At 74.7% G+C, this 14,374-nt stretch carries 12 protein-coding genes; 6 read left to right on the forward strand and 6 right to left on the reverse strand.

What is annotated here, in order from left to right; all coding sequences use genetic code 11:
- Positions 1 to 168 precede the first annotated feature (168 nt).
- Complete coding sequence (locus LZG04_RS09595) at positions 169 to 3,297, forward strand: S8 family serine peptidase (protein ID WP_233815407.1); 3,129 nt, start codon at positions 169 to 171, stop codon at positions 3,295 to 3,297.
- A gap of 49 nt (positions 3,298 to 3,346) precedes the next feature.
- On the opposite strand, the gene LZG04_RS09600 is transcribed toward LZG04_RS09595, so the two are convergent.
- Entirely contained in the window at positions 3,347 to 6,034 is a 2,688-nt protein-coding gene (locus LZG04_RS09600; protein WP_233815409.1) for an XRE family transcriptional regulator, read from the reverse strand.
- Positions 6,035 to 6,400: 366 nt separating this feature from the next.
- On the opposite strand from LZG04_RS09600, the gene LZG04_RS42400 reads away from it, so the two are divergent.
- Positions 6,401 to 7,486, forward strand: a complete 1,086-nt coding sequence (locus LZG04_RS42400; RefSeq protein WP_308199024.1) for a lytic polysaccharide monooxygenase — start codon at positions 6,401 to 6,403, stop codon at positions 7,484 to 7,486.
- A gap of 53 nt (positions 7,487 to 7,539) precedes the next feature.
- Here the strand turns inward: LZG04_RS42400 and LZG04_RS09615 are convergent, their stop codons facing one another.
- Positions 7,540 to 7,953, reverse strand: a complete 414-nt coding sequence (locus LZG04_RS09615) for a DUF2000 domain-containing protein (RefSeq protein WP_233815411.1) — start codon at positions 7,951 to 7,953, stop codon at positions 7,540 to 7,542.
- A 50-nt stretch (positions 7,954 to 8,003) separates the two neighbouring features.
- On the opposite strand from LZG04_RS09615, the gene LZG04_RS09620 reads away from it, so the two are divergent.
- Both LZG04_RS09620 and LZG04_RS09625 read left to right on the forward strand, forming a co-directional pair.
- Positions 8,004 to 8,804 carry an AraC family transcriptional regulator gene (locus LZG04_RS09620; RefSeq protein ID WP_233815413.1) on the forward strand — a complete coding sequence of 267 codons (801 nt, stop codon included), beginning with the start codon at positions 8,004 to 8,006 and terminating at the stop codon, positions 8,802 to 8,804.
- Between the two features lie 290 nt (positions 8,805 to 9,094).
- Complete coding sequence (locus LZG04_RS09625) at positions 9,095 to 9,793, forward strand: GAF and ANTAR domain-containing protein (protein ID WP_233815415.1); 699 nt, start codon at positions 9,095 to 9,097, stop codon at positions 9,791 to 9,793.
- Between the two features lie 20 nt (positions 9,794 to 9,813).
- Here LZG04_RS09625 and LZG04_RS09630 read toward each other — a convergent pair whose 3' ends face one another.
- Positions 9,814 to 10,569, reverse strand: a complete 756-nt coding sequence (locus tag LZG04_RS09630; protein WP_233815418.1) for a GAF and ANTAR domain-containing protein — start codon at positions 10,567 to 10,569, stop codon at positions 9,814 to 9,816.
- A 321-nt stretch (positions 10,570 to 10,890) separates the two neighbouring features.
- Here LZG04_RS09630 and LZG04_RS09635 point away from each other — a divergent pair, with 321 nt between their 5' ends.
- Positions 10,891 to 11,109, forward strand: a complete 219-nt coding sequence (locus LZG04_RS09635; RefSeq protein ID WP_233815420.1) for a hypothetical protein — start codon at positions 10,891 to 10,893, stop codon at positions 11,107 to 11,109.
- Between the two features lie 132 nt (positions 11,110 to 11,241).
- Here LZG04_RS09635 and LZG04_RS09640 read toward each other — a convergent pair whose 3' ends face one another.
- Together LZG04_RS09640 and LZG04_RS09645 are read right to left on the reverse strand one after the other, a co-directional pair.
- A complete protein-coding gene (locus LZG04_RS09640) occupies positions 11,242 to 11,520 on the reverse strand; it encodes a GlsB/YeaQ/YmgE family stress response membrane protein (protein WP_233815422.1) in 279 nt (92 codons plus the stop codon).
- 67 nt (positions 11,521 to 11,587) lie between these two features.
- On the reverse strand, positions 11,588 to 12,040 hold the full coding sequence (locus LZG04_RS09645; protein ID WP_233815424.1) for a VOC family protein: 453 nt from the start codon (positions 12,038 to 12,040) through the stop codon (positions 11,588 to 11,590).
- Between the two features lie 556 nt (positions 12,041 to 12,596).
- Between LZG04_RS09645 and LZG04_RS09650 the strand changes: the two genes are divergently transcribed.
- A complete protein-coding gene (locus LZG04_RS09650) occupies positions 12,597 to 13,457 on the forward strand; it encodes a hypothetical protein (RefSeq protein ID WP_233815426.1) in 861 nt (286 codons plus the stop codon).
- Between the two features lie 162 nt (positions 13,458 to 13,619).
- Here LZG04_RS09650 and LZG04_RS09655 read toward each other — a convergent pair whose 3' ends face one another.
- A complete protein-coding gene (locus tag LZG04_RS09655) occupies positions 13,620 to 14,246 on the reverse strand; it encodes a hypothetical protein (RefSeq protein WP_233815428.1) in 627 nt (208 codons plus the stop codon).
- Between the last annotated feature and the right edge of the window lie 128 nt (positions 14,247 to 14,374).

Consider the following 14,374-nt stretch of genomic DNA (forward strand, 5'->3'; position numbering starts at 1 on the left):
GGGTGACCGGATCACCCGCGTCCGGGCTCCCGGTGTTCACAACTCGTTGTTCAGTGCGCGAAGACCGAACCTGAACACCCGCCGCGCGGCTTGACTCGGGACCGTTCACCGAGCCCGTGCCGCGCACACCGTCCGCGGCACGGGCTCTCCCACGAACAGGGAGGTTCCGTGGCGCGAAGAGCAGTGGCGCTGGCGTTGACCGCCGTGCTGGCGGCGACGGCGGCGCCCGCCCACGCCGCACCGGGCACGACCGGTCCACCCGCCGACGTCCCGGGCGACCGGGCGACGGTCACGCTCGTCACCGGCGACCGGGTCGTGCTCGCCGGCGACCGGCTCGTCTCGATCACCCCCGGCGAGCACCGCGAGGGCGTCTCCTTCCAGGTCACCCGGCACGGCGGTCGGCTGCGGGTCGTCCCCACCGACGTGGCCGCGGCCCTGGCCGAGGGCCGGGTGGACCACCGGCTGTTCGACGTCACCGGGCTGGTCCTGGCCGGTTACGACGACGCGCGGCGCGACACCGTGCCGGTGATCGTCGCCGGTGGCCGCCCGCCGTCGGGTGCACGGGTGGCCGAGGCGCTGCCCGCGGTGGACGCGGTGGCGGCCGAGGTGCCGAAGGCGACCGGGTGGCGGGAGGTGCCCACCGGTCCCGGGAAGGTGTGGCTGGACGGGGTGGCCCGGCCGCTGTTGGACCGCAGCACCGCGCAGGTCGGCGCGCCGGCGGCGTGGGCGGCGGGGCTGACCGGCGCGGGCGTGACCGTCGCCGTCGTCGACACCGGCGTCGACGGCGAGCACCCCGACCTGGTCGGCGGCGTGGCCGCCGAGCGCGACTTCACCGCCGAAGGGGACGGGGTCGACCACTACGGCCACGGCACGCACGTCGCCGCCACCATCGCGGGCCGCCGCGCGCCGTACCGGGGTGTCGCGCCGGACGCGCGGCTGCTCGACGCGAAGGTGTGCGACCGGGCGGGGTTCTGCCCGGAGTCGGCGATCATCGAGGGGATGCGCTGGGCCGCGGAGCAGGGCGCGGACGTGGTGAACGTCAGCCTGGGCCTGACCCCGACCGACGACGTCGACCCGGTGGAAGCGGCCGTGGACGCCCTGTCCGCGAGCCACGGCACGTTGTTCGTCGTCTCGGCGGGCAACGCCGGGCCCGAGGCGGGCACCGTGCTGTCCCCCGGCACCGCCGACTCGGCGCTGACGGTCGGCGCGGTGGACCGCGAGGACGCCCTGGCCGACTTCTCCAGCCGGGGCCCGAGGCCGGGCGACGGCGCGGTCAAGCCCGACCTGACCGCGCCCGGCGTCGACATCGTCGCGGCCAGGTCGAGCGCGGGCCCACCCCTGGGCACGCCGGTCGGTGAGCACCACATGGCCCTGTCCGGCACGTCGATGGCCTCGCCGCACGTGGCCGGCGCCGCGGCGCTGCTCGCGCAACGGCACCCGGACTGGACCGGCGCGCGGCTCAAGTCGGCGTTGACCGCCTCCGCCCGCCCCAACCCGGCGCTGGGCCTGTCCGAGCAGGGTTCGGGCCGGCTGGACATCGCGGCGGCACTGACCACCACGGTCACCAGCGAGCCGTCGTCGGTGGTGCTGGGCAGGCACGAGTGGCCGCACGACGACGACGTGCCCGCCACCAAGCCGCTGGTCTACCGCAACGACGGCGCGCAACCCGTCACGCTGGACCTCGCGGTGCCCGCGGAGCACCCCGTGTTCTCCGTGTCCCCCACCCGGGTCACCGTCCCGGCCGGCGGCACCGCCGAGGTCGCCGTCACGGGTGATGCGAGGCTCAGCGGCGCGGACGGCGCGTACTCCGCCTCGGTGGTCGCCACCGCGGACGGCGCGGAGGTGCTGCGCACACCGGTCGGGCTCAACCGCGAGCCGGAGAGCTACCCGGTCACCTTCGACCACCCGGGCGCGCCCGAGGGCAGGCGGCTCACGCTGCTGGTGAACGTGGCCACCGGCGCGCACAGCTACGTGCGGGACGGCCACGCGCGGCTGCCCGCGGGCGACTACCTGGTGCAGTCGCTGCTGGGCCCGGAGCAGGGCCCGCACACCATCGTCACGCGGCCCGACCTGCGGGTGCGCGCGGCGACGCGCGTGGTGCTCGACGCCCGTCCGGCGGGGCCGATCGAGGTCGTCGCACCCGACCCGGCGGCCGTCCCCGGCGGGCACGGCCTGGTGGTCGAACGCAGGCTCGGCGCGCACACCGCGAGCGTGGCCGTGCACCACCCCGGCGGTTTCCCACCCGGCACGCGGGTGGGTCACGCCGGACCGTCGCTGCCCGCCGGCGAGCTGGACGTGTTCGTGTACGCGCAGTCCACGGGCCCGTCGGGCGACTACTGGCTGGGGTGGGCCGAACAGGGCCGCGTGCCCGACGGGTTCGTGCGCCAGCCGCGTGCCTCCGACCTGGCGACGGTGCGCACCACGATCGCCTTGAAGGACGTGGGCGGGCCGCGCGACCTGGCGGGCCACGTGGTGTCGCGGTCCGGGACGCCCGGCCCGTACTTCTACACCGACGTCACCGCCAGGCCCACCTCGACCAGGCACACCACCGCGGACGTCGGCTGGCGGACGTTGTTCTTCGACGAAGGAGCGCTGATGAGTGGACAGCAGGAGCGGTACGGCGCGGGCCGGACCTACGACCGGTCGTTCGGCGCGCCCGTCATCGGCCCGGTGATGTACTCCGGCGACTACCCGAACCTGACCCGCGCCGGGAACGAGATCGCGGTGTCGCTGTCGTTGTTCGGCGACCGGGACGGCAACGAGGGGTACTCCCGGACCACGTCCGCCCGCACGGCGCTGTACCGCGACGGGAAGCTGGTCGGCGAGAACGACAGCAGCGGGCACGGTGTGTTCGCGGTGCCGTCGGGGTCGGCGTCGTTCCGGGTGCGGACCGAGGTGACGCGCGCGCCGGAGGTGTCGGACTTCAGCACCCGCATCGAGGTGGACTGGACGTTCCGCTCGGGCACGACCACCCGCGAACGGCGGCTGCCGATGTCGGTGGTGCGGTTCACCCCGGAGCTGGACGGCACGGGCAGCACGCCCGCGCACCGGCCGCTGACCGTGCCGCTCGTGGTGGACCAGCAACGGGGCGTGGACAACCCGCCCTTGCGCAACTTCCGGGTGGACGTGTCCTACGACGACGGGGTGAGCTGGACGAGCCTGCCGGTGCTCGGCCGGGCGGCGCTGGTCGGCAACCGCGCCGAGCCCGGGACGTTCGTCTCGCTGCGCGTGCACGCCGACGACGGCGGTGACCGCGCGTTGAGCCAGACCGTGATCCGGGCCTACCGGCTCGGGTGACGGTCCACCGCAGGCGTCGGGCGGGTGTCCGCCCTCCCGCCCGACGCCGTCACGGGCACAGCGGTGGCCGCCGCAGACCCGGGAAGTGCGCCGCCCAGTCGACGTCGACCGGATCGGCGCACACCTCGCGGATCACGCGGTCGACGTCCGGCGTGAGCCGCCACAACGCGCCCCGCGACTCCACCATCAGCAGTTCCCCGCGCTCGTAGCGCACCCAGTTGAACTCCGCCCCCTGCGCGCGCAACGCCAACGGCGCACCGCCGCCGAGATCCCACAGCCACACCGAGTCGCGGTGCACCGCGGTGACGGCCCGGCCGTCGCGGGAGAACTCGACCACCGCCCGTTCCGGCACCGCGTCCGCCTCCAGCAGCGTCGTGGCGCCGTCGAGCACGACGAGGCGCTCGGCGTCCACATCGGACACCGCGAGCAGCCGTCCGGGGCCTGCCACCAGCCCCAACCGGGCGGGGCGGCTGAGCACCGGGGTCGCCCGGCCGTCCAGCGACCACACCTCCACGTGGCGGAGGTCGCCGTCACGGCGGGACAGGACCACGCCGGTGCCGTCGTCCAGCGGCACGACGTTCTCCACGCCTTCGACGGGCAGGCGGGTGCGGGTGGTGTCACCGGGCCGCCAGTGGACCGCGCCGCCGTCCTCGACGGCCGCCATGAGGGTGCCCGCCGCGTCCACGCCCTGGGGCAGCGGCCACCCGGTCAGCGTGGCGGTGCGGCGCGGGGCGTCGGGGTCGCGCAGGTCCCAGAGGTGGAGCTCGCCGGGGCCCGCCACCGCGAGCGCGGTGCGCCCGTCCGCGCTGAGCAGGGTCAGGAAGCCGTCACGCGGCACGGTCACCGCACCGGCCCGCCGTTGCTCCGGGCCGACCCAGAGGCGGTAGGTGAACTCCGTGGACCTGGCGTCGGGGCCGAGTTCGTGGGTGACCGAGACGGGGCCGGGCGGCAACGCGTAGCCGTCGCCCAGCTTGGTGGCGGTGCCCGCCGCACGGGCGAGCAGGAGCGCGTCACGGGCCTGGGTGGTGGGTGCGACGCGGTACGCGGCCAGGGCGAGCGCCGCCGCGTCGCGGGGGCGGGCCAGCAGGCCCAGGGCGGTGTCGGCGGCGCGCAACGACAGCGCCTGGTTGCGCTCGCGGGTGGCCGCGCGCTGCGCCGTGACCGCGTAGGCGGCGGTGGCGGCGAGCAGCAGGGCGAGCGCGGCCAGGCAGGCGACGAGTCGCCGCAACCTGCGCACGCCCCGCCGGCGCGTCACCTCCCGGTCCCGTTCGGCGGCCAGGCCCGCCTCGACGAACTCGCGCTCGGCCTCGTTGAGGCGGGGCAGCAGGCGGCGCGCCTGGTCGAGGTGGGCGCCGCGGTAGAGGGCGTCCGGGTCGCGGCCGTGCGCGCGCCAGGCGTCGGCGGCGCCGGTGAGCCTGCGCAGGGCCCGCAGCGCGTCGCGGTCCTCGTCCAGCCAGGACACGAGCCTCGGCCACGCGCGCAGCAGCGCTTCGTGGGTCAGCTCGACGGTGTCGCGGTCGAGGGTGAGCAGCCTGGCGGCGGCGAGCCGGTCGAGCAGCGCGTCGCTCGCCTCCAGCTCGGCGCGGGCGGCCCGGCGGCGGGTGTCCTCGGTGCCGTCGCCGGGTGCGACCAGGCGCTGGAACACCTGCCGTGCCACCGGTTTCTCGTGCTCGGGCAACGCGTCGTAGACCTGTTCGGCGGTGCGGGCCAGGGCGTGCTCGACGCCGCCCGCGTCCTCGTAACCCGCCAGCGTCAGCACCGCTCCACGGCGGCGTCGCCACGTCTCGACCAGCACGTGCGAGGCCAACGGCAGCGCGCCCGGCTGGGCGGCGACGTCCGCGATCAGCCGTGCCACCAACGCGTTCTCCAGCGAAGCACCCCGGCGGGCGGCGGGTTCGACGACCGCGCGGCGCAACTGCTCGGCGTTCATCGGGCCGACGAGGGCCTGGGAGAGGTGCAGCGCCTCGAGCAGCTCCGGGTGACGCGCGCAGTGGCCGTAGAAGTCGGCGCGCACGCCGATCACGACGCGGGCCGCGCCGGCGGCGTGGGTGAGCGCCCGCACCAGCCACCGGCGGTCGGTCTCCTCGCAGAGCGTGAAGACCTCCTCGAACTGGTCGACCACGAGCAGCAGGTCGTCGGCGGACCGGCGCAGCAGCACGCGCAGGTGCTCGGGGTCGGCGGCCAGCTCGGCGCGGACCTCGACCGCGGACCGGCCGTCGGCCAGCGCCGCGGCCAGCTCGGTGATCGGGTCCGAGCCGGGCGTGACGATGAGGTGCGCACCCCACCGGGCGGCCAGGCCCGCGCGCAGCAGGGACGACTTGCCCGCGCCGGACGCGCCGAACACCCCGACGAACGGCCGTTCGCGCACCAAGGTGAGCAGCCTGCCCACCTCCGCCTCCCGGCCGAAGAACCGGTCGGCGTCGGCGACCTGGTAGGCGGCCAGCCCCACGTAGGGCGCGTCGCCCCGGTCGGGGCCGTCGGCGGCCAGCTCGCGCCACCGGGCGGTCCACTCCTCGACGTCTCCCCCGCAGGCGCGCACGAACGCCTTCGTGACCGCGAGGCTCGGCAACCTGCGCCCCGCCACCGCCTCCGACAGCGCGGCGGGCGAGTAGTTCGCCAGGCGACCGAGCTCGCGGTAGGACGGCAGCCCGGCGTCGCGCCGCAACCGCCGCAGGTCCCCCGCGAACTTCCGCACCGGCGTGTCCTCCTCGACCAGCGGACGTTCCAGACGCGGCACCCGTGCTCCCCCTTCCGACACCCCGATTCTCCCGGTGCGGCTCGCGGCACGGCGGCCGCCGTCCGGACCAGGCCGGTGCGGCACGTGGCTGCGGGTTCCTCCGGCGCGACGACGCCCCCGTCGTGCTCGAAGGCGGTGCGCAAGCTTGCGCAAGGCCCCGGAAGGCCGCACCGGTTGCACCCGATCCGCCCCGCGCGGGCCCGGCACTCGGCCGCTTTGCCGAACCGTAACCCGAATGGCGGATGCCGACCGGGTGGCGTCCACGGAGACTGGCAACGCTCTGGGAGCGCTCCCAGAGGCTGCGGGAGCGCCCGCCCACGCGACCGGCCCTGCCCATCGTCGATCAACGAGGATTTGGCGGTACACATGCTTCGCTTCACGGACAACCCGGCTCACCGACCGGGGACGTCGAGGCCGCCCGCGCGGCCGCGCGCCAAGGCCTGGCGGGCCTCGGCGATCTTCGGCGCCTGCCTGACGCTGCTGACGACCGTGCTCGCGGTGACCTTCGGCGCGGGCAACGCCTCGGCGCACGGCGCGGTGAGCGACCCGCCGTCGCGCCACTACGGCTGCTACCAGCGCTGGCCCAACGGCCCGTCGCAGCAGATGGCCACCGAAGACCCCATGTGCTACCAGGCGTGGCAGGCCGACCCGTCGGCGATGTACAACTGGAACGGCCTGTTCCGCGAGGGCGTCGCCGGCAACCACCAGGGAGCCATCCCCGACGGGCAGCTGTGCAGCGGCGGCCTGACCTTCAACGGCCGCTACGCCGCGATGGACAAGCCCGGCGCGTGGGTCGCCCCGAGCCGGCCCAGCCGGTTCACCCTCAACCTCAACGACACCTCGTCGCACGGCGCGGACTACATCCGCGTCTACGCCACCAAGCAGGGCTTCGACCCGAAGACCCAGCCCCTGAAGTGGAGCGACCTGGAGCTGGTCGGCCAGACCGGCAAGATCCCCACGGGCACCCGCACGCCGGTCGAGGTCAACGCGCCCGGCCGCACCGGCCACCACGTGCTGTTCACGGTGTGGCAGGCCAGCCACCTCGACCAGAGCTACTACGCGTGCAGCGACGTGAACTTCACCGATGGTGGCACCACGACCACCACGACCACGTCCACGACGACCACCACCACGACAACCACGTCCAACAACCCGTCCGCGGGCTGCTCGGCCACCTTCCGGGTCACGTCGCAGTGGTCCGGCGGCTTCCAGGTCGAGGCGCGCGTGACGGCGGGCGCGACGCCGATCACCGGCTGGACGGTGAGCTGGACGTTCACCAGCGGTGAGCGGATCAACTCCTCGTGGAGCGCGACGCTGACCACGAGCGGGTCCACCGTCACCGCCCGCAACGCCGCCTACAACGGCTCGGTGGGCGCGGGGGCCAGTACGACGTTCGGCTTCGTCGCCTCGGGGACCGCGGGTTCGCCGACCCTCACCTGCACCGCGTCCTGATCGGCCGCCGGTCCGCCCACCGCCGTGCGTCGGCGGTGGGCGGACCTGGGTCGCTACGGGTGCATCCGGGCCCCTTTGAGCACCTTGTCCACCGCGTTGCGCGGCCCGTGCACGCCGATGCCGACGAGGTCGAGGGCGTCACGCGGCACGGCCCGCACCGCAGCGCGGTTGTCCACGTCGTTGCCGGTGGCGAACAGGTCGGAGGTGAACACCGCCAACGCCAGCCCGCGCGCGACGGCTTTGGCGTGCGCGGCGGTCAGCACCTCCTTGCCGCCGGCCAGGACGAGCACGGGTTGGCCGAGCATCGGCAGGTACGGGGTGCCGTCCGCGTCCTCGTAGGGCGCGCCGACGGCCTCGGGCACCGCCGCCGCCAGGCCGCTGGCCAGGAAGGCGGTCACGTTCAGCGCCTGCCACGGCGCCAGGTCGTCGCGGAGCAGGACGGCGAACTTCGTCTCGAATCGTTGCACCCCGACACCGTCGCCGCCGGGTGCGGTCGGCGTCTTGTACGTTCTTGACCGTGGGCCCCGACATCTCCGCGTGGCGGCCCGCCGTGCCCGGCATCGTCGAGGTGCTGCACGCGCGCTTCACCGACCACGCCTACCCCGCGCACACGCACGACGCGTGGACGCTGCTGCTGGTCGACACCGGCACGGTGACCTACGGCCTGGACCACCGCGAGCACGGCGCGCCGCCCGCCTCGGTCACGCTGCTGCCGCCGCACGTCCCGCACGACGGTCGCAACGCGACCTCCGAGGGCTTCCGCAAGCGCGTCCTGTACCTGGACACGTCGGTCCTGGGCACGGACCTGGTCGGGGCCGCGGTCGACCACCCGGCGTTCGCCGACCCGGCGCTGCGGCTGCGGGTGCACCAACTGCACGGCGTGCTGCGCGGCGGCGACGAGTGGGAGGCCGAGTCCCGGCTGGCCCTGGTCCGCGACCGGCTGCGCGCCCACCTCACCCGCCGCCCAGGCCCCACGCCGACCGCGGAGCCGGGCCTGGCCCACCGGCTGCGCGACCTGCTCGACGCGCACGTGACGGACAACCTGACGCTGGCCGATGCCGCCACCCGCCTGACCGCCGCCCCGGAACGCCTGGTCCGCGCCTTCACCCGCGAGTTCGGCCTGCCACCCCACCGCTACCTGACGGGCCGCCGCGTGGACCTGGCCCGCCGCCTGCTGCTCGACGGCCACCCGCCGGCCCACGTCGCCCCGGCCGTCGGCTTCTACGACCAGTCCCACCTGACCCGCCACTTCCGGCGGATGCTCGGCACCGCGCCGGGCGCTTACGCGCGTTCGGCCACCTCACGTGCCGCGCGTTGACGCACCTGCCCCCTGCTGGTTCTCGACCGATCGCACCTCCTCGCCGGGCCGAGTGGTCGCGTCGGACCCGGCGGATCCCCCGCGCTGACACCTCGCAGGCGCGCGATCCCGACCCCGCGGGCACCTCGAACCCCCGCTGGAGCCGGTCGTCCGGCGACCCGTCGTGCCTGGTCAGAAGCGCCCATCGGCGGCGGGGTCCGGTTCGCGTTAGGTTCGACGTGGGCGGTCGCATGTGGTCCGGGGTCGGTGGTGGCGCGGTGCGCCTCAAGTGGTGACGACGAGGACGGTTGGTGGACGGGCGGCGTCGAGAGTTCCTGGCGCGGGTGGTCGCGGAGTGCGAGCCGGGTCGCGGCGGTTGGGCGCGGTCGGTCTGCGTGGCGTGCGCCGGCGCCGTGGCCGGGGTGGACGGCGCGGCGTTGACGCTGCGCAGCGCGTCGTCGCGGGCGGAGGAGGTGCTCGGGGCCAGCGATCCCTGGGCCGCTGGACTGGAGGAGATCCAGTACACCCTCGGCGAGGGGCCGGCGGTGGAGGCGTTCGCGGTGGGCCGACCGGTCCTCGTCGCGGACGTCCGGCGCGAGCAGGTGCGCTGGCCGGGGTTCGCCGACGCGGGCACGGCGGCGGGCGTGGCGGCGGTGTTCGCGTTCCCGCTGCGGGTCGGGGACATCGCCTTGGGCACGTTGGACCTCTACCGCCGCCGTCCGGGCGGCCTGTCCGCCGACGCGGAGGCCGACGCGGCGGCGCTGGCCCACCTGGTCACGCTCACCCTGCTCACCCACGTCGAACGCGCGGGCGACGACGAGCTGCACCGGGTGATCTCCTACCAGGACGTCAACATGGCCACCGGGATGCTCGCCGCGCAGTTGAGGATCAGCCTGGAGGACGCGTTCGCGCGGCTGCGGGCGCACGCGTTCGCGGCGAACCGCTCGGTGCTGGCGGTCGCGCGTGACGTGCTGGCCCGCCGCATCCCGCTGGACCGCCTCGCGGGGTGACCGACCGCCACCCGGACCGGTCAGCCCTCGGCGAGCAGGTCGTTGACGAAGCGCTCGGCGAAGTCGCGCAGCTTGACGTTCTCCCGCTGGGACCGGTCGACCAGCATCGTGAACGCCTCGTCGGCGTCCACCCGGTGCACCGCCATGATCACGCCCTTCGCCTGGTCGATGACCGCGCGCGAGGTCAGCGCCTGGCGCAGCTGGTCGGCCTGCTCGCGGGCGCGCAGGTACCGGCGGGCGTTGCGCACCGCGCCCTCCGCGGCGGTGCTGTACAGCTCCACCAGCGCCGCGTCGAGCGCCCGGAAACCGTCCGCCCGCCGGCTGTAGAGGTTGAGCGAACCGGGCGTGCCCTCGTCGACGCACAGCGGCGCGGACAGGAACCCGGCGACGTCGAACCCCTCGATCCGCGCGCCGAAGTCGGGCCACCGGTCCGGCAGCTCGGCCACCACCGCGCGCACGACCTGCCCGGTCCGCGCGGCCTGCAGGCAGGGCCCCTCCGACGCCGCGTACTGCGCGAGGTCGAGGTCCAGTGCCTCCTGCCGGGTCGAAGCGCCGGTCGCCGGACCGCCCTCGGCGAGCAACGTCACGCTGACCAGGTCCGCGCCGGGGATCGCGTGGGCCACCTGCCGGCAGATCCAGTCGAGGATGACCGACAGGTCCTTCTCCCGGTCCAGGACGTCGGACAACCCGTCCAAGGCGACGGTGACCTCGTCCAGCTGCCGGACCAGCAGTCCTGCGACGTGGTCACCCGTCGCGACCCGCTGTCCGCCGCCCATCGCCACCCGCCTCCTCCGTCGCTCGCACGGCCCGCCGCGCAGGCCGCTCCCGTCACCTCACTATCGTGCCCACTTCGGAACAAAGTCACACTTGGCGGCGCTCCGCACGGGTTACCCGCCGGTCGGGTGGCCACTCCGCACGATCAGGGGATCTCACGCCGGCGTCGGCGAGGTGGCGGCACGCGGAAGTGGGCCGGCCGGTGGTTCCGCCGACCCGGCACGGGTACTCGACCGGTACGTCAAGCAGTCGGCGACCCGCAGCCCACGCCGAGCCGGACGACCACCGGCCCGACGCGCGCTTCGAACCCACTGGACTTCGCCATGGACATCACGCCACGTCCCGAGCACGGTGCGATCATCACCTACCTCAACCCGGACGTCCACGACCCCACCGCGTTCCTGCGCGGCATCGTCATCGGTGACCACGTGGTGGACCCGGAGACCTCGCACGCGTGGGTGCCGGTGCTGCTGCCCGACAGCACGCTCGCGGTGCTGGACACCAGGAACATCATCGAAGTGCGCCCGGCCGACGGGCCGTGAGGCGGCCGGCGGCACCCAGGTGCGCCGAACCTGGCCCGTGAGGCCGACAGCGCCCCGCGCCCGTGGTGCACCGACGCCCGGCCCCGGGCGCACGCGCGGGACGTCGGGCTTCGGCGGCGGCGGGAACTCGGGTCAGTGGACGCGTTTGCGCGTGCAGAGCCCGGCGGCCACGCTGACGCCACCGGCGGCGAGGGCGATCTGGATGATCAGCTCGATCCAGTCGATGCCGCGGGTGTCGCCGACGCCGAGCGCGTTGGCGATGAGCGTGCCGACGATCGCGGCGATGATGCCGACCACGATGGTCAGCCAGATCGGGATGTGCCGCTCGCCCGGCAGGGCGAGTCGGCCCGCGGCGCCGATGATCAGGCCCAAGACCAGGGCACTGATGATTCCGGGGACGGTCGCGTTCACTCCTCAGAGTCAAGTGACCTTTAGGTCCCCGATCATCGCGCGGATCACTCCTGGAACCCGGCGGGCGCTACGACGCGCAGAACTCGTTGCCCTCCGGGTCGCGCATGACCCACCAGTGCCCGACCGGACCCTCGTCGTACTCCTGGACGCGGGTCGCGCCCAGGCCCTCCAGCCTGGCCACCAGCGCGTCGAGGCCGCCCGGCTCGCTGTGCACGTCGACGTGCAGCCGGTTCTTGCCGGCCTTGGCCTCGGGCACGTCCTGGAACAACACCCGCCGCCCGCGCCCGACCCCGCTCACCGGGTCGAACGGGTCGTCGGGGTGGCGGATCCCGGCGTAGCCGCGGAAGTTCTTGCGGCCGTTGTGCTCGACGACCGCCTCCTCTTTGAGGTGACCGGCGGCCAGCAGCCGCTCGATGAGCGCGCTGGGATCTTCCACCTCGTACTCAAGCGCCGCGGCCCAGAAGTCCGCGAGGGCGGGCGCGTTCGTGCTGTCGACGACCAACTTCCAGCTCAATGCCATGTAACCGGTTATATCGGTTACACGTGGACCGACGCAACCGCGTTGGCCCGACCACGCCCCGGCAGCCCGGTGGGGAACCGGCGCAACGACGCTTTTCGGACGCGGGGCGGTTAACCCGTACGGTTGACATTGGAGATGATCTTGTGAGGTGACTGGGCACGTTCCCGCCGGCCGACGGCCGGCATTGGGCCGTTCGGCCCAGTGCCCGCGGCTACGGAGATCGGTGGAGAGGGATCCATTCGGCACGCCTTGCCGGGATGATCAGAGGTTGGTTGCGTCGAGTCCCGAGGGAAAGTCGGATCGGCCGTGGGCGGCGGCCGGACGCGGAGTTGCACGAGCGGCCGAGGAGTTGTTGCGGTGAGCCAGGCGCGGGACCAGTCCGCCGTGATCGACGCCCTGACCGCGCTGTCCCTCCTGGTCGAGGTGGACGCCCTGCCCCCGTGGCTGGTGGCGCGGGCGGCCGGGGTCGCCGACGTCGAGGGCGATCACCCGGCCGTGCGGCGAAGACAGGGCCGCCGGGGCCACGCCCGACCGGCTGACCGAGGTGGCGGCACCGTTGCGCGACACCCCGTCCGGCCGGACGTCGGACGAAGCCCGGCGGTGGCTGCGCGACCACCGGGAGTGCGTCCTCGGTGTCGCCGACGCGGCGAACGCCGCCGACCTGCCGTCGTCCGCTTCGCCCATCACCGCGCTGTTATGGGCCGTCGCCGAGGTGGCCGGGTTCGACCCCGGGTTCGTCCGGGCGCTGGTCGGGACGGCGTCGCGCGCGGCGATCGCCCGACGCGACCCGGAGTCGTTGACCGCCGTGCTGCGCTCGGCGTGGGTGTGGTTCGAGCGCCGGGGCGACCTCGCCGCCGCCGAGGAGCACGCGTCACGGGAGTGGGACCTGTGGCGGCGCGCGGGCCGGACGGCGGAGGCGGTGCGGTTGCTGTGGTGGCGGGCGGAGATGGCCCGCCGACGCGGTCGCGCCGACCTGGAGCTGCGCTGCTACGAGCGGCTGGAGTCGTTGCACGACACCGACGGCGTGGACGCGGACGAGCGCGCCGCCCTGGTGCGGGTGTGGGCCGCCACCGCTTCCGCCCTGCTCGCCCACGACCGGGCGGACCTCGCCGTGGACCGGGCGCGCCGGGCCGAGAACGCGGTGCGGGCGCTGCCCGACTTCCCGCCCGTCGAGCAGGCGTTGGTGTTCGAATGGTCCGGGCGTGCGCTGTGGGCCCGCGACTCCGTCGGACCCGCTCGACGCCGGTTCAGCGAAGCCCTGGCTTTGCTGGTTGACGTCGACGACACCGCGTCCGACCGCATCCGCGGCCTGCTGGCCCACGACCAGGGGCACCCGCTGCCGCCCGCGGAGCCCGACCGCCATCCCGCGCCCCCTCCCTCACCGCCACAGCGACAACCACGGGAACACGTGGTCTAACGCCAGGTTCGCCAGGCCGATCAGGATCGACACCACGGAGCGCACGCCGGACGGCAGCTCGTTTCGGGCGTGCGCGTCGGGGTGGTGGGACGGCGGCGGATCGCGTCGGGCGCGGGGACGAGGACTCGGTCACGTCATTCTTCCTGGAGCGGTTGTGCGGTGTCAGTCGTGCCCAGGCGCCGGTCGCAGCACCTGTCGATCGGATCGCGGCGGGGCGTGGTCGAAGACGAGCAGGTCCAACGCCTCCTCGCAGGCGAACACCTTGACCGGGTGCTCGGCGACCACGCGCAGGACGCCGTCGGCCACGAGCCTGCGCGTGATCCGGGCGCTGGTCTTGGGGCTGATCCCGTGCCCGGCCGCCAGCGCCTGGATGCTGGTCACCGGCGAGGTCGGCAGCGCGGCGAGCACCTTGCGGAGCGAGCGCGACCCCTCGGTCCGCTCGACCAGCTCGGTGCGCAGGTCGTCGAGCGCGTCGATCAGGGCGAGGTTGCGCGTCGCCTGCTCCCGCACGCCGCGGGCGAAGAACTCCACCCAGTCCCACAGCGGACCGCCCGCCACCACGGCCCTGATGCGTTCGCGGCACTCCTCGGCGTGGTCGTCCAGCCACGGCGCCGGCAGCAGCACCGGGTGGTCGACCACGCCGTGGCGCACCAGCTCGTTGCCCACGAACAGCCCGGCCAGGTAGCCGTTGGCCTTCGGGTAGGGCCGGAGCAGCACCAGCAGCAGGTAGGCCACCACGATCTTGGCCGGCCGCGGCCCGGCGTGGGGTCGGCGAGCCAGTGGTCCCACTGCCACATCGCGCGCAGCAGGGCTTCACCCGGCGGCGCCGCGCGGGCGTAGGCCGGACCACCCGCACCCGCGGTGAGGACGTCGTCCACCTGGCGCAGCCCTTCCGCCACCGATCCGACCGGCCGGCC

Origin of the sequence: Saccharothrix sp. S26, assembly GCF_021390395.1 — a bacterium.
In the GTDB taxonomy this organism is placed as follows: Bacteria; Actinomycetota; Actinomycetes; order Mycobacteriales; family Pseudonocardiaceae; genus Actinosynnema.

Bases quoted from the DNA above. Each gene is read 5' to 3' on its own strand.
- LZG04_RS42400 (WP_308199024.1), top strand. From the start codon at position 6,401: ATGCTTCGCTTCACGGACAACCCGGCTCACCGACCGGGGACGTCGAGG.
- LZG04_RS09630 (WP_233815418.1), bottom strand. From the start codon at position 10,569: ATGGGCGGCGGACAGCGGGTCGCGACGGGTGACCACGTCGCAGGACTG.
- LZG04_RS09635 (WP_233815420.1), top strand. From the start codon at position 10,891: ATGGACATCACGCCACGTCCCGAGCACGGTGCGATCATCACCTACCTC.
- LZG04_RS09645 (WP_233815424.1), bottom strand. From the start codon at position 12,040: ATGGCATTGAGCTGGAAGTTGGTCGTCGACAGCACGAACGCGCCCGCC.